Here is a 24,862-nt window from a genome sequence, read left to right on the forward strand (position 1 = left end):
CGGGGCCCGGACGGCGCGGCGCGTGCCGTGGGCCGGCCGCGTCAGTGGCGCTGCCCGACCGCCGGGCCCGGAACGGGGCCGTGGGCGGTCACCGCGTCGCGGGCCACGCCCTCGGCCCGCAGCGCGGCGGCCAGCTCGGCCGCGTGGGCCTCGGACTCGGCCAGGAAGGCGCAGGTCGGGCCGGAGCCGGAGACGAGCGCGCCCAGCGCGCCGTGCTCGCGCCCGGCGTCCAGCGTCCGGGCCAGGGAGCGGCGGAGCATGACGGCGGCGGGCTGCAGGTCGTTGGCCAGCTCCGCGCCCAGCGCCTTGGCGTCCCCCCGGCGCAGCGCGTCCAGCAGCGGCTCCGACGCCTGCGGCCAGGCGGCCTCGACACCCGTCGCCTCACGGATCCGGTCACACTCGGCGTAGACGGCGGGCGTGGACAGGCCACCCTCGGCCAGGGCGAACACCCAGTGGAAGGTGCCGCCGACCTCAAGGGGGGTCAGCCGCTCCCCCCGGCCGGTGCCGACGGCCGTCCCGCCGAGCAGGGCGAACGGGACGTCGCTGCCGATGTCCGCGCCGATCTCCATCAGGTCCGCGAGCGGCAGGCCCAGTCCCCACAGCTCGTTGCAGGCCACCAGCGCCGCGGCGGCGTCGGCGCTGCCGCCCGCCATCCCCCCGGCGACCGGGATCGACTTGCGGATCAGCAGGCTCACGCCGTACGACCGGCCGGCGTGGCGGGCCAGCGCGGAGGCCGCGCGGATGGCGAGGTTGTCGTCGTCCTCGGGCACCTGGCCGGCGCTGTCACCTTCGACGCGGACCCGCATCCCGGTCTCGGCGGTGGCCGTCACCTCATCGAAGATCGAGACGGCGTGGAAGACGTTCACCAGGTCGTGGTAGCCGTCGTCACGCAGCGGCCCGACCGCCAGTTGCAGGTTCACCTTGGCCGGCACGCGGACGGTCACGGAGTTCATGGGTCCTCAAGGCTTTCGCTCAGGGGATGACGAGGTCCGATCGTAGCCGGGTGAGGCTCCGCCTCCCCGCCAACCCCCGACGTTTCGCCACGCTAGAGCCGGTTTTGGGACCGACGCGCGCCAAAGGTCCGTGGAACGCACTTTAAGGGCGGTTCTCCGCGATCCGCGCGAAGTCCTCGACCGTGAGCTGCTCGCCCCGGAGCGACGGATCGACCCCCGCCGCCCGCAGCGCCCGCTCGGCGGCGGCGGGCGAGCCGGCCCAGGAGGCCAGGGCTGCGCGCAGGGTCTTGCGGCGCTGGGCGAAGGCGGCGTCCACGGCCGCGAAGACGTCCTCGCGGGACGCCCCGGTGGTGGGCGGCTCACGGCGGGTCATCGCGACGAGGCCGGAGTCGACGTTGGGCGCCGGCCAGAAGACCGTACGGCCGACGGGGCCGGCCCGGCGCACGTCGGCATACCAGGCGGCCTTGACCGACGGGATGCCGTACACGCGGGAGCCGGGCGTCGCGGCCAGCCGGTCGGCCACCTCGGACTGGACCATGACCAGCACGGTGCGCAGCGACGGCAGGACCTGCAGCAGGTGCAGCACCACCGGGACCGCGACGTTGTAGGGGAGGTTGGCCACCAGCGCGGTCGGCGGGTCCCCCGGCAGGTCGCCGGGGGCGATCCGGAGGGCGTCGGCGTGCACGACGGCGAGCCGGCCGGCCAGCTCGGGGGCGTGCTCGGCGACGGTCAGCGGGAGCTGTCCGGCCAGCACCGGATCGATCTCCACCGCCGTCACGGCGCGGGCCTCGGGCAGCAGCGCCAGGGTCAGCGAGCCCAGGCCGGGGCCGACCTCGATGACCACGTCGTCGGGGCGCAACCCGGCTGCGCGGACGATCTTGCGGACCGTGCCGCCGTCGATGACGAAGTTCTGGCCGAGCTTCTTGGTGGGGCGGATGCCGAGCCGCGCCGCCAGGTCGCGGATCTCCACCGGTCCCAGGAGACCGCTCATGCCCGCCCCCCGCGTGCCGTCGCCGGGCGCCCCTCGCGTGCCGCCGCCGGCCGCGCCCCGCGCGTCACCGCGCACGTCACCGCGGGTCGCGCCCCGCGCGTCGCCGCGGGTGCCACCGCGCGCGTCACCACAGGTGTCACCATGCGCCGAAGACCGCCTCGCCGTTCGCGCTGATCACGCGGGCCAGGGCGTCCGGGTCGGTCCCCCGGACCTCGGCCAGGCAGCGCAGGGTGAGGGGGATCAGGTAGGGGGCGTTGGGCTTGCCCCGGTGCGGCGTCGGCGGGAGGTAGGGCGCGTCGGTCTCGACCAGCAGCAGCTCGTCGGGCGCGACCGCCGCGGCCTCGCGGAGGTAGCCGGCGTTCTTGTAGGTGACCGGCCCGGAGAAGGACATGAAGTAGCCGGCCTCGGCGCACCGCTTCGCCATCGCGGCGTCGCCGGAGAAGCTGTGGAAGACCACCACGTCGGGGGCGCCCTGTTCGGCGAGCACGGCCAGCACGTCGTCGTGGGCCTCGCGGTCGTGGATCACCAGGGCCCGGCCCGTCCGCTTGGCGATCTCGATGTGCGCGCGGAAGCTCGCGTGCTGGTCGTCCCTGGCGGCCCAGTCGCGGTAGTAGTCGAGGCCGGTCTCGCCCACCGCGCGGACGTGCGGCAGGCGGGCCAGCTCCTCGATCTCGGCGAGGACCTCCGGGGTCGCGGCGTGCGCCTCGTTGGGGTGGATCGCCACCGCGGCGTACACGTCGGGGTGCGCCGCGGCCGCCTCGGCGTTCCACCGCGAGGACGGCAGGTCGTAGCCGACGGTGACCAGCCGGGTCACGCCCACCGCGCGGGACTGCCGGACGATCTCCTCGACGCTCGCCCTGGCCGCCTGCGCGGCCAGGGCGACCGGGTCGCCCGAGGACGCCTGACGGTGACCCACCATGATGTCCAGGTGGCAGTGGCTGTCGAACACCTCGGCGGCGAGGGGCTCGGGGGCTGCGGGAAGCCTGGTTTCGCTCATCGTCGCGGTCAGTCGCCCAGCCGGGCGAGCTCCTCGTCGACGATCTTGGGGTCCAGCTTGGAGAACAGCGGGGTCGGCGGCGCCAGCGGGACGCCGGCCCGGATGGGCGTGGACTCCCAGCGCGCGGCGCCGTCGTAGGACCCGGTGATGATCGGGTAGCTCCGGGCGGGATCGTCGAGGTCCTCGACCTCCCGGATCTCCGGCATGCCGGACCAGGCGCCCTCGCCGCCGAGCATGGCGTGGACCTTGTCGGAGGAGGCGGGCAGCACCGGGGTCAGCAGGGTCTTGGCGTCGTCGACGACCTGCAGGGCGACGTGCAGGATCGACTTCACCCGCTCCGGGTCGTCCTTACGCTTCCACGGCTCCTGCTCGGCGAGGTACTTGTTCGCCTCGCGGATGACGTCGAACGCCTCGTTCGTGGCGTTCTTGAACCGGGAGCGCTCGAACTCCGCGGCGACCCGGGGGAAGGCGGCCCTGCTGCGCTCCAGCATGGCGCGGTCGGCGTCGGTGAGGTCGCCCGCCTCGGGGATGGTCCCGAAGTTCTTGGCGGCCATCGAGATCGAGCGGTTGACCAGGTTGCCCCAGGCCGCCACCAGCTCGCCGTTGTTGCGGTTGAGGAACTCCGACCAGGTGAAGTCGGTGTCCTGGGTCTCCGGTCCGGCCACGGCGATGTAGTAGCGCAGCGCGTCGGCGTCGTAGCGCGCCAGGAAGTCGCGCACGTAGATGACGACCTGGCGGGAGGAGGAGAACTTGCGGCCCTCCATGGTGAGGAACTCGCTGGAGACGACCTCCGACGGCAGGCTCAGCTCGCCGAGGGAGCCGGGCCGGCCGTCGCGGGCGCCCTGGCCGTTGTAGCCGAACAGCAGCGCCGGCCAGATCTCCGCGTGGAAGACGATGTTGTCCTTGCCCATGAAGTAGTAGCCCCGGGCGTCGGGGTTCTGCCACCACTGCCGCCAGGCGTCGGGGTCGCCGGAGCGGCGGGCCCACTCGACGGAGGCGCTGAGGTAGCCGATGACGGCGTCGAACCACACGTACAGCCGCTTGTTGGGCTGGTCGCGCCAGCCGTCCAGCGGGATCGGCACGCCCCAGTCGAGGTCGCGGCTCATCGCGCGGGGCTGCAGGTCGCCCAGGAGGTTCAGGGCGAACTTCAGGACGTTGGGCCGCCACTCGCCCTGCTTCGACTGCAGCCAGGAGCCCAGGACCTCGGCGAACGCGGGCAGGTCGAGCATGAAGTGCTCGGTCTCGACGAAGACCGGGGTCTCACCGTTGATCCGGCTGACCGGGTTGATCAGCTGGATCGGGTCGAGCTGGTTGCCGCAGTTGTCGCACTGGTCGCCGCGGGCGCCGTCGAAGTGGCAGATCGGGCAGGTGCCCTCGATGTAGCGGTCCGGCAGGGTGCGGCCGGTGGACGGCGAGATCGCCCCCATGGTGGTGCGGGGGAAGATGTAGCCGTTGTCGTACAGGCCCTTGAAGACCTCCTGCACCACCGCGTAGTGGTTGGCGGTGGTGGTGCGGGTGAACAGGTCGTAGGACAGCCCCAGGCCCCGGAGGTCCTCGGCGATCACCCGGTTGTAGCGGTCGGCGAGCTCGCGGGCGGTCACACCTTCCTTGTCGGCCTGGACCTGGATCGGGGTGCCGTGCTCGTCGGTCCCGCTCACCATCAGGACCTTGTTGCCCGCCATCCGCTGGTAGCGGCTGAAGATGTCGGACGGCACGCCGAAGCCGGACACGTGCCCGATGTGGCGGGGGCCGTTGGCGTAGGGCCAGGCGACCGCGGTCAGGATGTGGTGGGACATGTGCCCAAGCCTAAGGGACGTCACCCGGGCTTCGCCGCCCGGAATCCGGAGGCGCCGCCCGGTGAAACCTCAGGCGCCGCCCCGGCTGCCGGCTGGCTCGTCGTGGTTCCCTGCGCGGCCGTCCTCCCGGCTGACGGCCTCGGCCGCCTCCTCCGCCGCGGAGGCCGCCACGTCGATGGGCGTCTCCTTGGTACGGCGGATGCCGAGGATGCTGACGAACAGGGCCGCGAAGATGGTCTGGAAGCTCATGACCAGCGCGGTGGCCGAGGGCACGACCAGGCGCAGCGACTCCGACGGGATCAGCGTGCCGAAGCTGCGGGTCTGCCAGTGGACCAGCGAGGCCACCAGGCCGCCGAGACCGGCCAGGGCCAGCAGGCCGCCCACGACCAGGCCCTTCTCCAGGGTGACCACGTCGACGAGCTTGCGCACCCTCCGGTCCTCCGGCAGGAAGCCCTCCTCGGCCGCGTACACCTTGGTGAACACCGCGAACAGCATCGCCTGGAAGCCGATCACCACTGCGGCCGACGCCCCGACCAGGGTGTCGACGTCGAAGGCGAGCTTGCCGATGTAGACCGGGCCGAAGGTCAGCGCGGTGCCCGCCACCAGGCCCAGGATCATCAGGACCAGGCCCGGGATCAGGAACAGCCAGCGGGGGCTGTAGAGGAGCAGGAAGCGCAGGTGACGCCAGCCGTCGCGCCAGGAGCGCAGGTGCGGCGGGCGGGAGCGGCCGTCCGGCGAGAGCGTGGTGGGCACCTCGCGCACGTCGAGGCCGGAGAGCGTCGAGCGCACCACCATCTCGCTGGCGAACTCCATGCCGCCGGTCTGCAGGCCGAGCCGCAGGATGGAGTCGCGGCGGAAGCCCCGCAGGCCGCAGTGGAAGTCGCCGATGGCGCTGGGGAAGAACAGCCGGCCGATGAACGACAGCACCGGGTTGCCGAGGTAACGGTGCAGCGGGGGCATGGCCCCCGGCGCGATGCCTCCCTTGAACCGGTTGCCCATCACCAGGTCGGCGCCGTCTCGCAGCTGCTCGACGAACGGCAGCAGCGAGGTGAAGTCGTAGGAGTCGTCGGCGTCGCCCATGATGACGTACTTGCCGCGCGCCGCGCGGATGCCGCCCAGGAGCGCGTTGCCGTACCCCTTGGCGTCCACGTGGACGACCCGGGCGCCGGCGTCGCGCGCCAGCTGCTGCGAGCCGTCGGTGCTGCCGTTGTCGGCGATCAGCACCTCACCGTCGATCCCGTGGTCCCGCATGCAGGCCAGCGCCTTGCGTACGCAGGTCTCCACGGTTTCCGCCTCGTTCAGGCATGGCATGACCACGGTCAGTTCCACGTCTCAACCCTTCGATCCGGCACAAGCCAATCTCATCATGATGCCCTGTGCCGACCCGTGCGCGGGGCAACTCCGTGAAAGGACTGGCATCCTGTAAGGCATGGTTACCGTGGCCGAACGACCATGCCTGGACGAGCCTCCAGCGGGCTGGAGAGCGCGTCTGGCGGCGTTCGCCCGCCGTCACCGCGTCTTCCTCGCCGCCCTGGCGGCGGCGTTCGCGCTGCGGCTGGTGACCATGATCGGGTACGGCCCGGCGCTGTGGTTCAACGACTCCTACGACTACGTCTCCGGGGCGGTGCACCCCGAACGACCCAGTGCCCTGCGGCCGAACGGTTATTCCTTCTGGCTGCTTCTGCTCAGACCCTTTCACAGTTTCGGGCTGGTGGCCTTCACCCAGCACCTCATGGGCCTCGCCGTCGCCGTCCTGATGTACGCGCTGCTGCGCCGGAGGTTCGGGCTGCCCGCCTGGGGGGCGACGCTGGCGACGGTGCCGGTGCTGTTCGACGCCTACCAGATCCAGCTCGAACACCTGATCATGTCCGACACCATGTTCATGCTGCTGGTCGTCGGCGTCGTGACGCTGGTGCTGTGGCATCGGAGGATGTCGTGGCGGCTGGGCGCCGTCGTCGGCCTGCTGCTCGCCCTGACCGCGCTCACCCGGTCGATCGGCCTGCCGATCCTCGCGCTGGTGGTGGCCTACCTCCTGGTCAAGCGGACCGGCTGGCGGCCGGCCGCCGCCATGGTGACGGCCTGCGCGATCCCGGTGACGGCGTACATGGCGTGGTTCGCCTCCGCGCACGGCAACTTCGCGATGACCAACAGCGACGGCGCGATCCTCTACATGCGCACGGCGCTGTTCTCCGACTGCAAGAAGATGGGCGTCGACCCGCGCAAGGAGCTGGAACTGGCGCTGCTGTGCATCACCACGCCTCCGGACCAGCGTTCCTTCTCCGGCCAGGGCTACCTGTGGTGGGCCAACGGCGAGGGCCAGCGATTCCACGCCTTCGGCTCCGGCACGACCTTCACCCCGGAGATGAACGGGGTCGCCGGAGACTTCGCCAAGCGGGCCATCCTCTCCCAGCCCGGCGACTACCTCGCCCGGGTCGGCCTCGACTTCGTCCGCGCCTTCCACTGGGGCCGGCCGCGCTTCCCCGACGCCAAGACCTATCTGCAGTACGAGTTCCCCTTCGAGGACAGGGTACTGCCCTCGTGGTCGTCGTACAGGGGCACCACCGACGGCGACGCCCAGCTCTACGACCCCGGCCTGAGGACCGCGAAGATCGACGGCCGGGTGAAGGTGGTCGGCACCCAGGTGCGCGACCCGTGGGCCGCCTTCATGCAGGGCTACCAGCGGACCGTGCGGATGCCCGGACTGGTGCTCGGGGTGCTGCTGCTGGTCGGCCTGGCCGGGGTGGCGGTGCGCTGGCGCAGGCTGGGCGGCCCGGTGCTGCTGCCGTGGCTGGCCTCCTTCGGCCTCCTCCTGGCCCCGGCGGCCACCGCCGAGTTCGACTACCGCTACCTGCTGCCCGCGGTGCCGCTGGCCTGCCTGGCCGCCGCGATCTCACTGCGGCACGGGGTGCCGTGGCTTCGGCGGGCCCGCGTCATCCCCGTCATCCCCGGTGGACGGCGTCGTACAGGATCCGCTTAGGCACGCCCGCGCCCTTGGCGACGTCGACGATCGCCTGTTTCCTGGGCGTCCCCGCCTCCTCGCGGCGGGCCACCTCCTCGACCAGTTCCCCGATCGACGGGGGCTCGTCGTCGTGGACGCGCCCGGCGACGACCACGGTGATCTCGCCCCTGACCCCGCCGGCCGCCCACTCGGCCAGCTCGCCGAGGCCGCCCCGCCGTACCTCCTCGTAGGTCTTGGTGAGCTCGCGGCAGACGGCGGCGGGCCGGTCGGGGCCGAACGCCCCGGCCATCGCCTCCAGCGCGGCGGCGAGCCGGTGCGGCGCCTCGAAGAACACCATCGTGCGCTCCTCGGCGGCCAGGGCGGCGAGCCTGCGGGCGCGCTCGCCGGGCTTGCGCGGCGGGAAGCCCTCGAAGCAGAAGCGGTCGCTGGGCAGGCCGGACACGGCCAGGGCGGTGGTGACCGCCGACGGGCCGGGCAGCGAGGTGACCGTGATCCCGGCCTCCACGGCCAGGTGGGTCAGGCGGTAGCCGGGGTCGGAGACGCCGGGCATCCCGGCGTCGGTGATCACCAGGACGGTACGGCCCTCCTGGAGCGCGGCGAGGAGTTCGGCGGCCCGGCCGGACTCGTTGGCGTCGTAGTAGGAGACGACGCGCCCGCCGATCTCGGCGCCCAGCTCCGCGGCCAGCCGGCGCAGGCGCCGGGTGTCCTCGGCCGCGACCACGTCGGCGTTCTCCAGGGCGTCACGCAGCCTCGGGGAGGCGTCGCCCGCCTGCCCGATCGGGGCCCCCGCCAGCACCAGCCTGCCGTTGTCCGTCACGTCCCCATCCTCGCGCATCCGGGGGCGGGCCTCCGCCGGGGACCGCCCCCCGGACCGCTCGCAGATCGTCCGTGGGCCGCCCGCAGACCGTCTGGAGACCGTCGTGGCCGTCTGGATGCCGTCTGAAGGCCGCCTGGAGGCCGCCTGGAGGCCGTACCCGTTCACCGGCACGTCTCGGGGCTCGGCCCTCCGCCGGGACCGTCCCACCCGCGGGGCAACCCTGGATCACTCGGGAATATCACCCTCAATTGGGCATGCGGCCGGGGTTTCCCTGGGTTACCGGGCGGGGTGCCCCTTACGATGGCCGGGTGGCCGTGACCGATTTCACCAACAAGGGGTTCGAGCAGTCCGACCCCTCGCCGACCCGCGAATCGGCACGCTCCGTGCGCGACCGTCTGGTCCCGCCGATGCCCGGGAGCGTCCTGTGGGGATGGCTGGGCCCGGCGCTGGTGGCGGCGTTCGGGGCGATACTGCGCTTCGTCGACCTGGGCCGCCCGAAGGCGGTCATGTTCGACGAGACGTACTACGCCAAGGACGGCTTCGCGCTGCTGAACTTCGGCACCGAGCACACCCCGGTGGACAACGCCAACACGCTGCTGATCCAGGGCAACACCGACATCTGGCAGCGATGCGCGGCCGACCAGCTCGACAAGTGCGCCTCCTACGTCGTCCACCCCCCGCTGGGCAAGTGGATGATCGCGCTGGGCGAGCAGATCTTCGGCATGACCCCGTTCGGCTGGCGCTTCGCCGCCGCCCTCACCGGCGCCCTGTCGATCCTCATCCTGGCCCGCGTCGCCCGCCGGATGACCCGCTCCACCCTGCTCGGCTGCCTGGCCGGGCTGCTGCTGTCGGTCGAGGGCCTGCACTTCGTGCTGTCCCGCACCGCGCTGCTCGACATCTTCCTGATGTTCTGGGTCCTGGCCGGCTTCGCCTGCCTGGTCACCGACCGCGACGAGGCCCGCGCCCGCCTGGCCGCCTGGTACGAGACCTCGACGCTCGACGAGCACGGCCCCTGGCTCGGCTGGCGTCCCTGGCGTGTCGCGGCCGGCGTCTGCCTGGGCGCGGCCTGCGCCGTCAAGTGGTCCGGCATCTTCTTCCTGATCGCCTTCGCCGTCATGTCCCTCATCTGGGACGCCGGCGCCCGCAAGGCCGTCGGCCTGCGCAGGCCGTACGGCGGCGCGGCGAGCAAGGACCTGCCGACCGCGCTGACCGCCATGGCCCTCGCCCCCGCCGTCGCCTACATCGTCTCCTGGAGCGGCTGGTTCGCCACCGCCGGCGGCTGGGGCCGCAACTGGGACCGCGCCACCGGCCACGGTCCCGCCTATTTCGTCTTCGACTCGGTCCGGTCGTGGCTCGCCTACCACTTCCAGGTCCTCGGCTTCCACAGCGGCCTGACCACGCCGCACAACTACCAGTCCGAGCCGTGGAGCTGGCCGCTGCTGCTGCGCCCGGTGGCGTTCTTCTACGAGACGCCCCAGTCCGGCTGCGGCGGGCAGGGCTGCTCGCAGGCCGTCCTCGGGGTCGGCACCCCGATCATCTGGTACGGCGGGCTCGCCGCGCTCGTCGCCATGTTCACCTGGTACGTCTCGGCCCGCGACTGGCGGGCGGGGGCCGTGCTGCTCGCCTACCTCGCGGGCTGGCTGCCCTGGTTCTACTGGGCGATCGCCGACAACCGCACGATGTTCCTGTTCTACGCGGCCCCGATGGTGCCGTTCATGATCCTGGCGCTGACCCTGGCCGCCGGGCTCATACTGGGCCGCGCGGACGCCCCGCAGCGCAGGCGTATGGTCGGAGGGGTGGTCGTCGGCTCCTTCACGCTGCTGGCGCTCCTGAACTTCTGGTGGCTGTACCCCGTCCTCACCGCCGAGATCATTCCCTACACGGACTGGAGCGCGCGGATGCTCTTCAAGAAGGGCTGGATCTGATCGTTCCCATGTGGTGCCCGGATGCGGATTTCCCAGGGTAGGCATGACGGTGCATGACCCACTGCGTCACCTCCATCGTCAGGGCAGGCCCGGCCACGGCAGGCTGCGAAGCGTGCCCGCGCCGGACGTGGCCGCGCTGCTGACCGAGCTGGAACGGTCGGAGCCCCGGCACGCCGGCCGTGCCCGCGACGCGATCGACCGGCTCACCGGCGGCGAGCCGCTGGAGGCCCTCACCGAGCTGACCGTGTGCGAGTTCCTCTGGTACACGCTGCCGACGCAGGTCGCGGGCGACCGGGAGGCGGTCGCCTCGGCGCTGGGCAGGCTGCTCGCACTGGGCGGCCTCGACCGCTACGCCGCGCTCTGCTCCTCACCGGTCACCGCGCGGGTCCTGCGGGCCTACGAGCGGTCGGAGGAGGCCGGGACGGCCGCCTGCCGGCGCGCCCTGGACGCCACAGGCCTGCTCCCGCCCGACATCCCCGAGCTGCGGTGGAGCTCGATCATGGGTCCCGAGGAGCGGGGCGCGCACGGCGCCTGCTCCGCCGCGCTGGAGCTCGCCCTCGTCTGCGGGGAGCCGGCCGGGGACTCGGCCGCCGGACGCGAGGCGCTGACCCGCCGCTGGCTGACCGAGCCCCGCGCCGACCTCGGCGGCGACAGCTGGCTGCACCGGGTCCGGGGCGAGCGGCTCAACCGCTGGGTGCTGGGCCGGGGCGACGCCTGGCGCGAGCTCGCCCAGCCCTTCGAGGCGCACCTGCACGCCCCGGTCCCGGCCCCGGCCGGAACGTTCCTCCCCGCGCTGCGGTGGCTGCTGGAACTGGGCCGCCGCCCGGGCGGGATGGTCCCTCCGGCTCAGGGCCCCGGCCCGTCCCGCCCGGCGCCCGGCGGGAGCCGCTGGAGCGAGGGGGAGCTGGAGGCGGCCCGCGAGCTGGCCGAGGGTCGCATGGGCGCGCTGCGCCGCGTGGGCCGGAGGCTGGTGACCACCCGGGAGGGGCGGCGCCTGCTCGGTGACCGCGACCTGCTGTGGGAGGCGGCGTCCGCCGCGCTCCTGGCCCCCGCGCCCGGGGAGGACGCCTTCCGGGCCTCGGCCCGTGAGGCGGCGCTGATGCTGCTCGCCGAGGGCGCCCCCGCCGACCGCGAACGCGTCGCCGAAGTGGTCGGCCGCGGGGAGGGCCGGGCCCGGGAGGTGGACGCCGTCCTGGCCGACCTCGCGCGGCGCCTGGCCGCCTTCGGGCTGCGGACCGGTGGGCGGCTGACCCCGGCGGGCCGGTCCGCGGTCCTGGCGGCGCTGCGCAGCCACGCCCTGCGTCCCCGCTCGTACGCCGGGGCGTCATGACCGCTCCCGCCACCGGTGGCGGCCATCACTCACTGAATCCGACTATTCACCCAAATGACGGGCAGGTGCCCTCCGTGTCCGAGCACCACTCCCCCGATCACGCCTCCTCCGCGTCCCCCCGGGCCGCGACGGCCGACCCCGAGGCACCCGATCCGGTCGCGATCGACCCCGTCGACGCGGCCGAGCCCGCCGAGCCGATCCTCACCTCGGCCGGTCCCCTGCGTCCGCTCGGCGAGTCCGCGGACGACACCTCCGAACTGCCCTTCGGGCGGCCGGGCCGGTCCATGCGCAACCACCCGTTCGTGTTCGGCTTCACCGCCGCGCTCGGCGTGCTCACCGCCTGGTGGCTGGTCCAGGCCGTGGTGAGCGCCAGCTCGGTGATCATCCTGATCATCGTCTCGCTCTTCCTCGCCATCGGCCTGAACCCGGCTGTCGAAGCCCTGCAGCGCTACGGCCTGCCCCGCGTGGCGGCGATCACCGCGGTCTTCCTCTGCGTCATCGCCGTCTTCGTCGCGTTCGGCCTGGCCATCGTGCCGCCGCTGACCACGCAGTCCACCGACTTCGTGCAGAACCTCCCGCAATACGTGCAGGAGCTGCAGAACAACCCGCTGATCCGTGACCTGGATGCGCGATTCCAGATCCTGGAACGGGTCCAGCAGTACGTGACGAGCGGCGACTTCGGCAGCCAGATGTTCGGCGGCGTGCTCGGCTTCGGCCAGGTGCTCATCGGCGCGGTCTTCAACTCCCTGACCGTGCTGGTCCTGACGCTGTACTTCCTGGGCTCCCTCAACTCCCTGAAGAAGATGGCCTACCGCCTGGTGCCGCGCTCGCGCCGTACCCGGGCGAGCCTGCTCGGCGACGAGATCATCGGCAGCATCGGCGGCTACGTCGCCGGGAACCTCATCATCTCCCTGATCGCCGGGGTGGCGACCTTCTTCTTCCTCGTCCTCATGAAGGTCCCCTACGCCCTGGCGCTCTCCCTGATCGTGGCCGTGACCGACCTGATCCCGATGGTGGGCGCATTCATCGGCGCGGGGGCGGCCTCCCTGGTCGGGTTCTTCGTCTCGCCCACGGTCGGCATCGTCTGCGTCATCTTCTTCACCGTGTACCAGCAGATCGAGAACTACTGGATCGCACCGAGCGTGATGAAGAGCTCGGTGGACGTCCCACCCCTCGCCACGGTCGTCGGAGCGCTGCTCGGCGGCGCCCTGCTCGGCGTGGTGGGCGCGCTGCTGGGCATCCCGCTGGTCGCGGCCATCCTGCTCATCGTCCGCGAGGTGGTCATGCCCCGCCAGGAACAGGTCTGACGTCGCGCCGGGTCCCCTGCCACACGGCGTCGAGCCGGGCGGTCTGCTCCCCGTTCAGCTCGACGCGCGTCGCCGCCATGTTCTCCTCCAGGTGCGTGACGCTGCCGGTGCCCGGGATCGGCAGCATCACGGGTGAGCGGGCCAGCAGCCAGGAGAGCGCCACCTGCACCGGGGTGCCGCCGACCTCCCGCGCGACCTCCGCGAGCGGCCCGTCCGTGGCGGCGTGCGCGCCGTTTGCCACCGGCTCCCAGGGGATGAAGGCGATCCCGGCGGCCTCACAGTGGCCGAGGACGTCCTCGTGCCGCCGGTCGGTGAGGTTGTAGCGGTTCTGCACGCCGGCGATCGGAACGATCCGGCGGGCCTCCTCGATCTGGGCGACGCCGACCTCCGACAGCCCGATGTGGCGGATCTTGCCCTCGTCCCGTAACCGCTTGAGGGCGCCGATCTGGTCGGCGAAGGGCACCTGGGGATCGACGCGGTGGAGCTGGAACAGCTCGATCCGCTCCAGCCGGAGGCGGAGCAGGCTCAGTTCGGCCTGCTGGATGAGGTATTCCGGGCGGCCCAGCGGCACCCATCGCCCGCGGCCCGGACGGCTCTGTCCCGCCTTGGTGGCGATGACCAGACCGCGCGGGTAGGGGTGAAGCGCCTGGGCCAGCAGTTCCTCGTTGGCGCCCAGGCCATAGGCGTCGGCGGTGTCGATGAGGGTCACCCCGAGTTCGACGGCCCGCCGTACGACCGCGATCGCGGCGGACGGATCCTTGGGCGGCCCCCAGTCGGTCAGCTGCATCGCGCCGAAGCCGAGCGGGTGCACGGGCAGGTCTCCACCGATCCGGAAAGTGTTCATGGCCGTCACCCTGGCGCTTCGCGATCGCGAAGCACAAGCGAGTCTTTCTTAGAGGGTTTGCGTAGCATTACTTAGATGTTGAGTCTGGAACGGCTCCGCGTCCTGCACGCGATCAGCGCCCACGGGTCGGTCACCGGGGCGGCCGAGGCCCTGCACGTCACCACTTCGGCGATCTCCCAGCAGATGGCCAAACTGGAGCGGGAGGTCGGGCAGCGGCTGCTGGAGCGCAACGGCCGCGGCGTACGGCTCACCGGCGCCGCCGAACTGCTCGTCGCCCACGCCGGCCGGATGCTGTCCCTGGCCGAACGCGCCGAGGCGGATCTGGAGGCCCATCGCGGCGCCGTCGTCGGGCGCCTGACGCTCGCCGCGTTCGCGACGGCCGCGCGCGGACTGGTCCCGCCCGCGCTGGGGGAGCTGCGTCGCGACCACCCGCGGTTGCGCGTCGAGCTGGAGGAGGCCGAGCCGCACGAGACGGTGCCGAGGGTGGCTCGTGGCGACCTGGACATGGCGATCGTCCAGGACTGGTCCGGCCACCCTCTCCCCCTGCCCGGTGATCTGAACAGGGTCGCGCTCCTCGACGATGTCGCGGACGTCGCGCTTCCCGAGGGGCACCCGCTCGCCGCGGGCGACGCCGTCGGCCTCGCGGAGCTCGCCGGTGAACCATGGATCACCTGGAGCCGCGGCTGGATCTGCACCGCCTGGTTGCTGAGCACACTGCGTTCCTGCGGCGCCGAACCGGACATCGCCCACATCGCCGCCGAGCATCACACCCAGCTCGCCCTCGTCGCCGCGGGTCTCGGCGTGGCGATCGTTCCCCGGCTCGGCCGCGATCCGGTGCCCGGCGGCGTCCGCTTCGCCGAGGTACGGCCGAGCCCGGTCCGGCACGTCTACGCGGTGTGGCGCGCCGACGCCGACCGGCGGCCCTCGATCCGCGCCGTGATCCGCGCCCTGCGCCGGCACGCCCTCCGCGGCCCCTCGGAACCTACGGCGAGCGCCGCCCGCGCGGAGTGAGCGGTACGGCCAGCAGCGGCGCCACCGCCGCGAGCGCCCACACACCCTGCCAGGAGGAGGCGGCGAGGGCGACGGGCACGAGCAGCGGGGTGACGAAGGCCGCGGCGAAGATCGTGGTGCCCACCAGGCCGAGGGCCGCGCCGGCCCGGTCCGCGCCCGCCATGACGGCGATCTCGGTGTAGGCGAGGCCGTGCCAGGAGTTGGCCAGCAGCCCGCCGAGCGCCAGGGCGGCGACGGTCAGCGGGACCGGCGCGTGAGCGAGGACGGCGGCGCCCGCCATGGCGAGGGCGGTGAGCGTCCCGATGAGCCGGATGGGGGTGCGGCGGTCGCCGTTCCGGTCGCTGCGCCGGCCGGTCCAGATGCGGGCCGCACCGCCGCCGAGCTGGGCGACCAGCACGGTTCCCGCGGCCAGGGCCGTCCCGGTGCCTCTGGCGTCGTGCAGGAAGACCGCGGTGAAGGTGAGCACGGCGAACTGCGGAACGGTGAGCAGGCTGCCGGCCAGCGCCAGCCGCCACACGTCCCGGCGCAGAAGGGGTGAGACGCCCGGCGCGGGCCGGCGCGGCGCGGGACCGGACTCCCGCCTGGACGCGGTCTCCGAGGGGGCGGGTCCGTTGCCGGGGTCGCGCAGCCAGTGCCAGACCGCCACCGCGGTGAGCAGGCAGAACGCGGCCGGTGCCGCGTAGACGGCGCGGAAGCCGTACGAGGCGGCCAGGGCCGGGAGGAGGGCCACGCCGATGGCTCCGCCCGCCGGGATCGCGGTCTGGCGGATGCTCATGGCCAGCCCGCGTTCCCCGTCGGCGAACCAGGTCATGACCGCGCGGCCGGAGGAGGCGTTGACGCTGCCGCCGAGTGCCCCGGCGACCAGCAGGCACAGGGCGAGCGCGGCCGTCCCGGGCAGCTCGGCGGGGGTGACGGCGACGGCCATCAGCGCCAGCAGCGCGCCGGTGGAGACCAGTCCGGTGAGCAGGACGCGCCGGTCGCCGAACCGGTCGGTCAGCAGCCCCCACGCGATGTCCGACACCGCCACGCCCAGCCCCAGGCAGCCCAGGACCAGGCCGAGCCGACCGGTGGACAGGTGGTAGCCGGAACGCATCGCGACGCCGGTGACCGGGATGCCGGAGAACATCACCGAGAAGCTCGCCTGCGCGGCGACGCTCACGGCCAGGACGACCCATCGGTGCCGGGGGCCGTACCGGCGCGCGTCAGGGGCGGTCCGCACGCGGACGGGGAGGGATGTCGTCACGATGACCCTCTCAAAAGTAACCGGATCGAACGGTTACTCAGCCTGACAGTCGCCGAATAACCTGTCAAAGGGGTTACTATTGGGGGCATGGAGTTCACCTTCGTCAGCGGCGACCTCGGCCTCGATCTGGCCGGGACGGTCGGACGCCGCAGGGGCGAACGCGTCGACCTGCTGGCGACCCCCGCCGACCTGGCCCGCTGGACGGTCGCGGCGGGCCTCCTCGACACCCCGCCGGACACCGATGACGACGACCTGGCGCGGGCGAAGGCCCTGCGCGAGGCGATCTACCGGCTGGCGTCCGCCGCCCGCACCGGATCCCCGTCCGCCGTCACCTCTCCCGCCGTCGCCTCTCCCGCCGCCGGATCCCCGTCCGCCGCCCCCCTCGGCGCCGCGAGCCACCCGGACGGCGCCGCCCCCTTCGACGCCGCGGACCTCGATCTGCTCGACCGCGCCGCCGCGCACCCCCCGCCCGGCGTTCGGCTGCGCGCCCCCGGCGTCCTGGAGCGGACCGGCGACCTGCCCGCCGCCCTGTCCGCCGTGGCGCGGGCCGCCGCCGAACTGCTCGGCGGCCCGCACGCGGCGCTGGTCCGCGAGTGCGAGGCGTCCCCCTGCACCCGGCTCTACGTCGACCTCTCCCATCGCCGCTCCCGCCGCTGGTGCGACATGCGCGGCTGCGGCAACCGGGCCAAGGCCGCCGCCTTCCGCGCCCGCACCCGCTGACGGGAACCACCGCGCCCGCCGATCGTCGCCTCGGGTGTCATGCCTCCCGGACGCCGGCGGCGGCGCGGCGGGTCCTCGGGGTCTCGACCTCGTCGAGCAGTGCGATCGCGAAGTCCTCGTAGGTGATGCGGCTGTCCGGGTCGCCGTGCTCCGCGACCCGGTACCGCCCGGCCGGGACGCCGCCGTGGTCGAAGTCGCCGGCGGGCGCGACGTACGCCCAGTCGAGGTCGCAGTCCCTCAGCACGTCGAGACCCGCCGCGTGCCCGAGGATGAAGGGGCGGTACTCGTCGGGGTAGCCGGGCTCGTCCATCAGCGGCACACCGGATGCTCCCGGCATGACGGACGCGAGACCGACCACCACCAGGCGGTCCACCCCCGCCTGCGCCAGGCCGGCCGACAGGGCGCGGGCCGAGGAGGTGAAGAAGTCGTGCGGCGCCGCGGCCAGGTCCGCGGCGGCGCTGATCGCGGCGTCGTGCCCGGCGGCCACCCGCGCGATGCCCGCCTCGTCCGTGACGTCGCCCGCCACCACCCTCACGGAACCCGCCCCGTCCGCGACGCCTTCCACCGCCCTCACGGAACCCGCCCCGCCCGTGACGCCTTCCACCGCCGGAGCGCCGGCCAGGTCGCCGTGGCGCGCGGGGTCGCGCACCACGGCGGTGACCCGGTGGCCGCGCCGGAGCGCCTCGGCGACGGCCCGCCGCCCGGCCCTGCCGCCCGCACCGAAGATCACGATGTTCATGGGGAACCGCCTTTCGCCGGGGCCGGGACCTCTGCGCCCGGCCTGCCGGGGACGCTATCCGGAGCCGCGGTTACCGCCGGGATACCGGCTATCGTGAGGCCATGAGGGAGCCTCTGCCCGCCGACATGTTCGACGAGCTGTGCCCGTCCCCGCTCAACCCGATCCGGTTCGGCGACAAGTGGGCGGCGCTCATCATCCGGTGCCTCGAAGACGGGCCGCGCCGGTTCTCCGAGCTGCGTGTGCCGCTGCGCCGCGTCACCCCCAAGGTCCTCACCCAGTCGCTGCGCTCCCTCGAACGCGGCGGTCTGGTCTGCCGTACGGTCCGCGCCGGGGCCACCCCGCACGTGGAGTACGGCCTGACCCCGCTGGGCCGCAGCATGCTCGCGCCGCTGGCGGCCGCGTGCGCCTGGGCGGAGGAGCACTGGGACGAGTTGCTCGACGCCCATGAGGCGTACGACGACGCCGCCGGGCGGCCCGCGCACGTTCACGTCTCCGGCCCGGCTGCCGGATCCGGGGTTCACACCTCCGGTCCCGCGGCGGGACGCCCGGGCGGGTGAGGCGGGACCGTCCGGACGGCTCCCCGTGACTCAGATGCCGCGCACGGCGGCGACGGTGAAGGGCGTCTCCGGGGCGCCCTCCCCCATCGGGCCGCCCTTGTCGAACTGGGAGCGGACCACGTAGAGCGTCCCGCCGACCCGCACCAGCGTCGTCGGGAGCTGCAACGCCTCGTCGGCCACCCGCCGCTCCTGCCGGGCCGAGGAGCCGTCCCGGGAGACCCGCCACCTGCTGATGGCGTCGTCGGAGTTGTGGACGACCCAGAGCGTGCCGTCCCGCAGCTCCAGCCCGTCGGCGTTGCGCATGTCCCCGCCGTGCAGCGCGACCCGGTGGATCGCGCCGGAGGCGATGTCGAGGCGGAAGAGGTCGCCGCCGGCCATGTCCACGACCAGCAGATACCGCCCGGACGGGTCGGCGACGATTCCGTTCAGGGTGTACGCGCCGGGCGTGTGGGCGTCGAGGAGACCGCCCAGGTCGAACCGGGGGGTGAGCGCCACGGGCTTGTCGCCCGCGCCGGCCGGCTGTCCGGGCCTGCGCGGTCACCCCGCCGACCATGAACACCGTGCTCAAGAACCTCCAGGAGAACGGCCTGATCGAGCGCACCCCCCACGAGTGGCGCAGGAACATCCTGGAGACCCGGCTCACCGAGAAGGGCGAGCGGGTGCTGGCCGAGGGGGACGCCCGCGCGGTGCGGGTCGAGCGGGGGCTCTCCGCCGAGTTCAGCCAGGAGGAGCGGGAGACGCCGGTCGCCCTCCTGGGCCGCTGCATCGAGTACCTCCAGTCGGCCCGTCCGGAGCGGCCGGATGGATGCGACCAGCGGGGCTGACCCGACGGCCGTTCGGTGAGCGGCCCGCCGGATGCCGGGCGAGCATCCGGCGAACGCACGGCGGACGGAAGACCCGCCGGGGCCGTCCGATGCCGGACCCCCGCGAGTCCGCCGGGGATCCGGTGGGATCAGAGCGCCGGGGACGCGCCGCGCACGGAGGCCGTACGGCCGGCACGCCTCTCCAGGACGCCCGCGCCCCAGAGCGCCACGCCGATGTAGAGGATCTGCTCGGGGACGCGCTGCCACAGCGGCGTCGCCGGCTCCCCGCCCAGTGTCGTCCCGGCCAGCGCGGCGTGGACGTTGGCCGGGAGCATGAGCACGAAAAGCAGCGCCAGGCAGATCCCCGCCGCCCGCCGGGTGGCCGGCAGCACGAGCCCCACCGCCCCGGCCAGTTCCAGGACGCCGGTCAGGTAGACCACGAAGGCCGGGAACGGGACGAACGGCGGGACCATGGCCGTCATGTCGGCGTGGTTCGGCATGAAGGTCACGCCCGCCGGGACGAAGTGGGCACTGGCCGTCATCACCAGCATGACGGCCAGACCGTGCGCGGCGCTCGCCCGCCAGGTGGCGAAACGGGACAGGCGGAAGACCGCGCCCAGCAGGCGGAAGACCAGCGTGGCCACGATGAGGACGATCGACGTCATGAAACCCTGCTCCTTTTAGATAGTTGCAGTATCCAATTATGGATAATACTCCTATCCACTAGCCCTCTCGCAAGCGAGACGCCTGAGCGAGATATACAAACGATCGGTCGTTAATGTAGTTTGGCGTTCATGACACACGACGGCCGACTGCTGCGCGGGTCACGCAGCCGGGAGGCGATCCTGGAACGCGCGGTGAGCCTGGCCTCCGTCGAGGGACTGGACGGCCTCTCCCTGGGGCGGCTGGCCGCGGCGACCGGCACCAGCAAGTCCGGGTTCTTCGCCCACTGGCGCGACAAGGAGCAGCTCCAGCTCGACGCCGTGGAATGGGCCGCCCGCCAGTGGGCCGAGTCGGTGGTGACGCCGGCCCTGCGGGCCCCCGCCGGCGTGCGGCGGCTGTTCGCGCTGCACGAGGCCCGGCTGAAGTTCTACAGCGACGGCGTGCTGCCCGGCGGATGCTTCTTCTTCACCGTGCAGACCGAGTTCGACGACCGCCCCGGGGCGGTGCGCGACCGCGTCGCGCGGGCCATGCGCGAGTGGCTGGAGTTCGTCCGTCGGCTGGCGGCCGAGGCCGTGACGCTGGGCGAGCTGGCCGACAGCGTGGATCCGGCCCAGCTCGCGTACGAGATCGACGCGCTCGGCGAGATGGTCGTCACGCACTCCCGCCTGTACGAGGGACAGGTCTCGTTCGTCCACGCTCGCCGCGCCGTACTGCAACGCCTGCGTGCGCTCTGCCCGAACCCTGAGCTTCTCCCGGAGGACTGATCATGATCGACGACGGCGTGTTCGAGCGGGTCCAGGTGCATTTCGACGATCTCGACGCCATGGGGTTGCTGCACAACTCCCGGTACGCCCTGCTGGTCGAGCGGGCGGTCGGCGCGTACTGGCAACGCCTGGGCTGGGCGGCGGACCCGGCCCGGTCGGCGTTCAAGGACGTGTTCCTGGCCGTGCGCGAGTTCAAGGTGACCTACCACGCCCCCATCGCCGGGGCCGGTGAGCCGACGGTGCACTTCTGGATCGAGCGCATCGGCCGCACCAGCAACGTGTACGGCTTCCGTGTGCTGTCGCCCGACCGCACGGTGCTGCACGCCGACGGCTACCGCGTCAACGTCAACCTGGACCCGGCCACGCTGCGGCCGACGCCGTTCAGCGACGAGCTGCGCGCCGCCGCCGAGCCCCTGCTCCGCCGTACGGCGGCGGCATGCTGAGGACCCGCTGGATCGCCGGTCCGGCGGCCGGGCATCCGGGCCCGCTGGTGGCCGCGCTGACGGACTACCGGGCGGACCGCCTCCTCGACCTGCCCGGGATCGCCCGGCGCGGTCTCGCACTGAGCCGCCTGTGGCCGGCCCTGCCGGGCGCGGTGGGCATGTGGCTGTGGGCGGACCTTCCCGGCCGCCGGGTCGGCTTGCTGTCGGTGTGGCGCGGGGAGGACGATCTCCAGGCGTTCGTACGGCTGCGCGAGCACGTGCAGATCATGCGCGAGTACCGCCACCGGGGCGTGCTCCGATCCCGCACCTGGCAGGTCGACGACCTGGACCGGGTCGTCCTGACGCCGTAGCGGGATCCGGACCGCGCGGCTCGGTGCCGCACCCTCCGCTTCCTGTCGGACCGGGCTGCGAGACTCCGCGCATGCGTGAACTCGATCTCCCGGAGGCCGTCGCCCTTCCCGGGTCCTTCACCGGTTCTTGCACCGGGCGTTTCCCGGCGGAACGCCCCTCGGGCGCCCGTCCCGCTCCCGGCCGTGTCGGGTGGTCGGCATGAGCGCGTCCGGACCGTTCGACCTCCGGCCAGGCCCGGAGGAGTGGAGGTCCGCGTGGATCGCCCGCGGCGAGTTCCGCGACCGGCGGTTCGAGCCGCCCGCCGGGGTGTCCACGGTGACCTTCGACCGGGCGCGACTCGTGAACGTGGACTTCTCCGGTATGCGGTTCACCGATTTCAGCGTCCACGACAGCACGTTCGAGGGCTGCGACTTCTCCGGCGCGGCCTTCGAACGGCTGTCACTGGGTCTGACCGGCATGCCGCGGCCGGAGGGCGGCATGGACCGGCCGCGTTCGGGCTTCCGTCCTCTCGGAGCCGTCCTCGGACGGCTGACGCCGGACCGTGGCACGCGGGTCCCAAGGAGCGGCGCGGACTGGCCGCGGTCGGTCTTCCGCGACTGCGTCTTCCGGCGCACCCGCTTCGCACCGCTCACCTTCTTCGGCAACGTCCGGTTCGAGAACTGCACGTTCGACCGATCACGCCTGACCGGCCAGACGCTCACGTTCGAAGCCGAGTTCGTCGGCTGCGTCTTCCTCGGCCGGGTGCGGAACGTCAATTTCTGGGGCCGCCCGAGCGACCATGAGCGGGGCAGGCTGGGCCGGGACCGCAACGACTTCACCGGCAACGACTTCACCGGCGCGGAGCTCGACGACGTCGCCTTCCGCCACATCGACCTGCGGGCGCAGCGCTTCCCCGGCCCGCCCGGCCACGCGATTCTCGACCGGATCGGCGAGCGGGTGGATGCGGTGCTGCCCCTGGTGGAGCGCTGGCCGGACCCCCGTCACCGGGAGACGGCCCGGTCCTGCCTGGAGTTCCTGGCGGACGAGGCCGCGGAGTACAACGACGACGAGGCGCTGGTGAGCCCGTCGCGCATGGGCCCCAAGCTTCCGCCCGCCCTCCGCGAGGAGCTGTTCGAGGCGCTCAGACGCACACCCAGCGGTACATCCCCTGGCTGAGCCGTACGGCCTCACGCGCCAGGTCCCGCAGGGCCGTGACCCGTCCGAGTTCGAACTCGTCGAACAGTTCCTCCTCGGCGTACTCGCGCAGCCGGGCGTCGTCCACGGCGGCGAGCGCGGCGACGGTCTCGGACGCCATCCGGTCCACACTCGCCGCCTCGCCGTCGTCGGCGAGGAGCTCATGGTCGCCGAACTCGCTGAGGTCGCGCCCGCTGAGCTCGGCCGCCAGCGCGTCGAGCTCGTCGATCCATCCCTTGCAGTCGGCGTACGGCAGGCCCATGGCCCCTGGCCCGCCGGACAGCGCCAGGCGGGCCGACCGCTCGGAGTCCGCCGTGAAGTAGTCGACGAGAACGCCCATGGCGGATCACTCTACCTAGATCATCCGTACCGGCCCAGGGGTCGGTACGCCGGGGCGTGCCCGATCCCGCGGATCGACGCCCTGGACCGGGTCGCGCCGCCGGGGCCGATCCCGGCTACGCCGCCTCGGCGGCCTCCCCGGCCTCGCGCAGGACACGGGAGCGCCGCTGCCCGGCCAGGAGATGCCCGGCCCCGATGACGAGCACGACGGGCCAGTCGATGATCTCCAGGGCTCCCAGCACACCGAGCACCGCGTAGAAGGCGAGGTGCTCGGGGGGCGGAAGGGTCACCCTGCCGATCACCGGAACGGTGACGTGCGGCTCCTGGAGTTCGCCGGGTCCGCCGCCACGCTTGCCGCGCGGAACCGATGTGGATCTCGCCGCCATGATGGCCTCCGTCGGGTTCAGCGAGAGGACCACCGGATTCGCCCCGCGGGGAGATCGCTTCCCGTGACGGTCCGCACCTTCGGAACGGGCGGGGCTTGTCCGTCGCCTCCCCCGGCCGGAGGAGGCGAGAGCCGTCCCTCCGGCGGGGAGACGCCACGAATCAGGGTCCCTCAGCTGGGGTTCCCGCTCTCCCGCGGACCGTAACACGGCCGCCGGGAGCTTTACGGTCGCACGCCGGACCATCGGCCCCGCACACGAGAGGGGCACGCGGTGACCCCGCGATGTCATCGGGCGGCCGCGTGCCCCCTGTCAGCCCTCTGTCACCTCACTGCCACCCCGCCGGTGGTCAGCTGCCCGCGGGCGGGAACGCCTCGGGGTTCTCCACCGGGTCGAGCGGGGCGTTCCAGGACGGGTCCTCGACGAGCACGCAGGGCTTCACCGGGCCGTCGGTGACCTGGAAGAGGTACTGCCACAGCGCTCTCGGCCTCTCCGGCCCCGAGGTCTGGTCCTCGTTCTCGGTGAACTCCATGACAACGGTCCAGTTCGGCTTGATCCTGTCCGGATGGATCCTCAGGCCGCCGCCCGGCACCCTGTCGTACGCCTTCTCGGAGGGCGTGTTCTCGATCGCCTTCCTCACCCTGGCCCGGACCGCGGGATCCTTGCTCTTCAGCTCCTCGAGCTCGACGCCCGGCTCTTCGACGCTGGTGAAACGATCCGGGGCGCACCTCTTGCCCGGCTTCACGTATGAGACGTCCGCCTTCACGCCCAGCTCGGCGAGGTCCCGCTCAACCTGCTCCGGGTTCCGGAACTCGTTGATCTTCAGGAGGATCGACCCGTCGGACTCCTGGGTCAGCGCGTACGCCGCGTTCTCCGTCCCCGTGACCATCGGCACGGCCACCAGCGCCGCGGCGGCCACGCCGGCGGCCGCGGCCACCACCGGCAGACGACGCCGGAAGGGGTTGCGGGCGGGCCTCCGTGCCGCCCGCTCGTTCATCTCAGCCTTGAGCTCCATGAGCAGTCTCTCCTCGAAGTTCATCGGAGTCCTTCCATGACCGTGGGGGAGATGACGCCGGAAACGTGGCGCAGTGCCTTGCGGGCGCGGTGCAGCCGGACCCTGGCGGTCCCCTGCCGGATGCCGAGCGCGGCGGCCGCCTCGGGAACGGAGAGCTGGTCGACGGCGACCAGCTCCAGGACGGCGCGCTCGCTGTCGGGCAGGCCGGCCATGGCCTCGAAGGCCCGCCGGGCCGGGCTCTCCGCGTCCAGCCGTTCCTCCATCCGCGACAGGTCGTCCACGTCGAGGAGCCGCCTCCCGCTGATCCGGCCGGCCAGCCGCAGTTCGCTCACGACCCGTCGCCGTTCGGCGGACAGGGTGTTGCGTGCCACGCCGTACAGCCAGCCGATCTCACTGCCCAGGCCGGAGCGGTAGGTGTGCGCCGAGTCGAGCACCGCGACGAAGACCTCCGCGACCAGGTCGGCGACCGTGTGGGGGTCGTCCACCCGGCGGGCCATGAACCGCGTGACCGCTTCGACGTGGCGCCGGTAGAAGGCTTCGAAGGCCTCGGGATCGGTGGAGATCTCCACCGATCCCGTCTGTTTGAAGCGCACCGACCGTGCTCCCTTCGTCATCTTCCCGAACACGCCTTTGCTTGGAAGAAGACCGAAGAAGCGTTACATGATCGACGAAAGACTCTTTCCGACGGAGCGACGTCGTCGCCCCGATCGGCGACGCCCTCGATGGCCTCGACCGGCTC

The 24,862-nt window shown here is 72.9% G+C and carries 27 protein-coding genes; 12 read left to right on the plus strand and 15 right to left on the minus strand.

Going from position 1 to position 24,862, the window contains the following annotated elements:
- Positions 1-41 precede the first annotated feature (41 nt).
- The 5 genes from ACZ6W9_RS27480 to ACZ6W9_RS27500 form a co-directional block, all read right to left on the minus strand.
- Positions 42-953 carry a 4-(cytidine 5'-diphospho)-2-C-methyl-D-erythritol kinase gene (locus ACZ6W9_RS27480; RefSeq protein ID WP_389957008.1) on the minus strand — a complete coding sequence of 304 codons (912 nt, stop codon included), beginning with the start codon at positions 951-953 and terminating at the stop codon, positions 42-44.
- A 142-nt stretch (positions 954-1,095) separates the two neighbouring features.
- Positions 1,096-1,944: a 16S rRNA (adenine(1518)-N(6)/adenine(1519)-N(6))-dimethyltransferase RsmA gene (rsmA, locus tag ACZ6W9_RS27485; RefSeq protein WP_389957012.1), complete on the minus strand. Its 849-nt coding sequence runs from the start codon at positions 1,942-1,944 to the stop codon at positions 1,096-1,098.
- Between the two features lie 136 nt (positions 1,945-2,080).
- On the minus strand, positions 2,081-2,941 hold the full coding sequence (locus ACZ6W9_RS27490; RefSeq protein ID WP_470120339.1) for a TatD family hydrolase: 861 nt from the start codon (positions 2,939-2,941) through the stop codon (positions 2,081-2,083).
- An 8-nt stretch (positions 2,942-2,949) separates the two neighbouring features.
- Entirely contained in the window at positions 2,950-4,737 is a 1,788-nt protein-coding gene (gene metG / locus ACZ6W9_RS27495) for a methionine--tRNA ligase (protein WP_362930998.1), read from the minus strand.
- Positions 4,738-4,806: 69 nt separating this feature from the next.
- On the minus strand, positions 4,807-6,066 hold the full coding sequence (locus tag ACZ6W9_RS27500; protein WP_362930996.1) for a glycosyltransferase family 2 protein: 1,260 nt from the start codon (positions 6,064-6,066) through the stop codon (positions 4,807-4,809).
- 100 nt (positions 6,067-6,166) lie between these two features.
- Between ACZ6W9_RS27500 and ACZ6W9_RS27505 the strand changes: the two genes are divergently transcribed.
- Positions 6,167-7,714, plus strand: coding sequence for a hypothetical protein (locus ACZ6W9_RS27505; RefSeq protein WP_470120341.1), 1,548 nt, complete (start codon positions 6,167-6,169; stop codon positions 7,712-7,714).
- Here ACZ6W9_RS27505 and rsmI read toward each other — a convergent pair.
- Positions 7,677-8,531: a 16S rRNA (cytidine(1402)-2'-O)-methyltransferase gene (rsmI, locus tag ACZ6W9_RS27510; RefSeq protein ID WP_389957023.1), complete on the minus strand. Its 855-nt coding sequence runs from the start codon at positions 8,529-8,531 to the stop codon at positions 7,677-7,679. The genes ACZ6W9_RS27505 and rsmI overlap by 38 nt on opposite strands.
- Positions 8,532-8,767: 236 nt before the next feature.
- Between rsmI and ACZ6W9_RS27515 the strand changes: the two genes are divergently transcribed.
- The 3 genes from ACZ6W9_RS27515 to ACZ6W9_RS27525 all read left to right on the plus strand — a co-directional run bounded on the left by ACZ6W9_RS27515 (position 8,768) and on the right by ACZ6W9_RS27525 (position 13,075).
- Complete coding sequence (locus ACZ6W9_RS27515) at positions 8,768-10,438, plus strand: dolichyl-phosphate-mannose--protein mannosyltransferase (RefSeq protein ID WP_389957936.1); 1,671 nt, start codon at positions 8,768-8,770, stop codon at positions 10,436-10,438.
- Between the two features lie 43 nt (positions 10,439-10,481).
- Positions 10,482-11,768, plus strand: a complete 1,287-nt coding sequence (locus tag ACZ6W9_RS27520) for a hypothetical protein (RefSeq protein ID WP_470120343.1) — start codon at positions 10,482-10,484, stop codon at positions 11,766-11,768.
- A 74-nt stretch (positions 11,769-11,842) separates the two neighbouring features.
- The gene (locus ACZ6W9_RS27525; protein WP_389957030.1) at positions 11,843-13,075 is read left to right on the plus strand and encodes an AI-2E family transporter; all 1,233 of its coding nucleotides are present in this window, start codon (positions 11,843-11,845) and stop codon (positions 13,073-13,075) included.
- Here the strand turns inward: ACZ6W9_RS27525 and ACZ6W9_RS27530 are convergent.
- Positions 13,050-13,919 carry an aldo/keto reductase gene (locus ACZ6W9_RS27530; protein ID WP_389957033.1) on the minus strand — a complete coding sequence of 290 codons (870 nt, stop codon included), beginning with the start codon at positions 13,917-13,919 and terminating at the stop codon, positions 13,050-13,052. The genes ACZ6W9_RS27525 and ACZ6W9_RS27530 overlap by 26 nt on opposite strands.
- 75 nt (positions 13,920-13,994) lie before the next feature.
- On the opposite strand from ACZ6W9_RS27530, the gene ACZ6W9_RS27535 reads away from it, so the two are divergent.
- Positions 13,995-14,930: a LysR family transcriptional regulator gene (locus ACZ6W9_RS27535; protein WP_389957036.1), complete on the plus strand. Its 936-nt coding sequence runs from the start codon at positions 13,995-13,997 to the stop codon at positions 14,928-14,930.
- Here ACZ6W9_RS27535 and ACZ6W9_RS27540 read toward each other — a convergent pair.
- Complete coding sequence (locus ACZ6W9_RS27540) at positions 14,902-16,173, minus strand: MFS transporter (protein ID WP_470120346.1); 1,272 nt, start codon at positions 16,171-16,173, stop codon at positions 14,902-14,904. The two genes, ACZ6W9_RS27535 and ACZ6W9_RS27540, sit on opposite strands and share 29 nt — an antisense overlap.
- Before the next feature lie 87 nt (positions 16,174-16,260).
- Between ACZ6W9_RS27540 and ACZ6W9_RS27545 the strand changes: the two genes are divergently transcribed.
- Positions 16,261-16,893, plus strand: coding sequence for a CGNR zinc finger domain-containing protein (locus ACZ6W9_RS27545; protein WP_389957042.1), 633 nt, complete (start codon positions 16,261-16,263; stop codon positions 16,891-16,893).
- 37 nt (positions 16,894-16,930) lie between these two features.
- Here ACZ6W9_RS27545 and ACZ6W9_RS27550 read toward each other — a convergent pair whose 3' ends face one another.
- A complete protein-coding gene (locus ACZ6W9_RS27550) occupies positions 16,931-17,632 on the minus strand; it encodes an NAD(P)-dependent oxidoreductase (protein ID WP_470120348.1) in 702 nt (233 codons plus the stop codon).
- Between the two features lie 101 nt (positions 17,633-17,733).
- Between ACZ6W9_RS27550 and ACZ6W9_RS27555 the strand changes: the two genes are divergently transcribed.
- The gene (locus ACZ6W9_RS27555; RefSeq protein ID WP_470120350.1) at positions 17,734-18,189 is read left to right on the plus strand and encodes a winged helix-turn-helix transcriptional regulator; all 456 of its coding nucleotides are present in this window, start codon (positions 17,734-17,736) and stop codon (positions 18,187-18,189) included.
- A gap of 30 nt (positions 18,190-18,219) precedes the next feature.
- On the opposite strand, the gene ACZ6W9_RS27560 is transcribed toward ACZ6W9_RS27555, so the two are convergent.
- Entirely contained in the window at positions 18,220-18,684 is a 465-nt protein-coding gene (locus tag ACZ6W9_RS27560) for an SMP-30/gluconolactonase/LRE family protein (protein ID WP_389957050.1), read from the minus strand.
- Between the two features lie 56 nt (positions 18,685-18,740).
- On the opposite strand from ACZ6W9_RS27560, the gene ACZ6W9_RS27565 reads away from it, so the two are divergent.
- Positions 18,741-19,013: a hypothetical protein gene (locus tag ACZ6W9_RS27565; protein ID WP_389957053.1), complete on the plus strand. Its 273-nt coding sequence runs from the start codon at positions 18,741-18,743 to the stop codon at positions 19,011-19,013.
- A gap of 128 nt (positions 19,014-19,141) precedes the next feature.
- On the opposite strand, the gene ACZ6W9_RS27570 is transcribed toward ACZ6W9_RS27565, so the two are convergent.
- Positions 19,142-19,657, minus strand: a complete 516-nt coding sequence (locus ACZ6W9_RS27570) for a DoxX family protein (protein WP_389957056.1) — start codon at positions 19,655-19,657, stop codon at positions 19,142-19,144.
- Positions 19,658-19,786: 129 nt separating this feature from the next.
- On the opposite strand from ACZ6W9_RS27570, the gene ACZ6W9_RS27575 reads away from it, so the two are divergent.
- From ACZ6W9_RS27575 to ACZ6W9_RS27590, 4 genes are all read left to right on the plus strand, one after another.
- Entirely contained in the window at positions 19,787-20,419 is a 633-nt protein-coding gene (locus ACZ6W9_RS27575; protein ID WP_389957058.1) for a TetR/AcrR family transcriptional regulator, read from the plus strand.
- A gap of 2 nt (positions 20,420-20,421) precedes the next feature.
- Entirely contained in the window at positions 20,422-20,862 is a 441-nt protein-coding gene (locus tag ACZ6W9_RS27580) for an acyl-CoA thioesterase (RefSeq protein WP_362930970.1), read from the plus strand.
- Positions 20,856-21,212, plus strand: coding sequence for a hypothetical protein (locus tag ACZ6W9_RS27585; protein ID WP_470120353.1), 357 nt, complete (start codon positions 20,856-20,858; stop codon positions 21,210-21,212). The genes ACZ6W9_RS27580 and ACZ6W9_RS27585 overlap by 7 nt, the downstream gene beginning before the upstream one ends.
- 199 nt (positions 21,213-21,411) lie before the next feature.
- Entirely contained in the window at positions 21,412-22,368 is a 957-nt protein-coding gene (locus ACZ6W9_RS27590; protein ID WP_389957065.1) for a pentapeptide repeat-containing protein, read from the plus strand.
- Here ACZ6W9_RS27590 and ACZ6W9_RS27595 read toward each other — a convergent pair.
- The 4 genes from ACZ6W9_RS27595 to ACZ6W9_RS27610 form a co-directional block, all read right to left on the minus strand.
- On the minus strand, positions 22,334-22,726 hold the full coding sequence (locus ACZ6W9_RS27595) for a hypothetical protein (protein ID WP_389957068.1): 393 nt from the start codon (positions 22,724-22,726) through the stop codon (positions 22,334-22,336). The two genes, ACZ6W9_RS27590 and ACZ6W9_RS27595, sit on opposite strands and share 35 nt — an antisense overlap.
- A gap of 115 nt (positions 22,727-22,841) precedes the next feature.
- On the minus strand, positions 22,842-23,111 hold the full coding sequence (locus tag ACZ6W9_RS27600) for a hypothetical protein (protein WP_389957071.1): 270 nt from the start codon (positions 23,109-23,111) through the stop codon (positions 22,842-22,844).
- A 346-nt stretch (positions 23,112-23,457) separates the two neighbouring features.
- The gene (locus tag ACZ6W9_RS27605) at positions 23,458-24,147 is read right to left on the minus strand and encodes a hypothetical protein (protein ID WP_389957073.1); all 690 of its coding nucleotides are present in this window, start codon (positions 24,145-24,147) and stop codon (positions 23,458-23,460) included.
- Positions 24,144-24,716: an RNA polymerase sigma factor gene (locus tag ACZ6W9_RS27610; protein WP_389957076.1), complete on the minus strand. Its 573-nt coding sequence runs from the start codon at positions 24,714-24,716 to the stop codon at positions 24,144-24,146. Before ACZ6W9_RS27610 ends, ACZ6W9_RS27605 begins: the two co-directional genes overlap by 4 nt.
- Positions 24,717-24,862: the final 146 nt, after the last annotated feature.

It is taken from the genome of Streptosporangium sp. NPDC053982 (genome assembly GCF_055585205.1).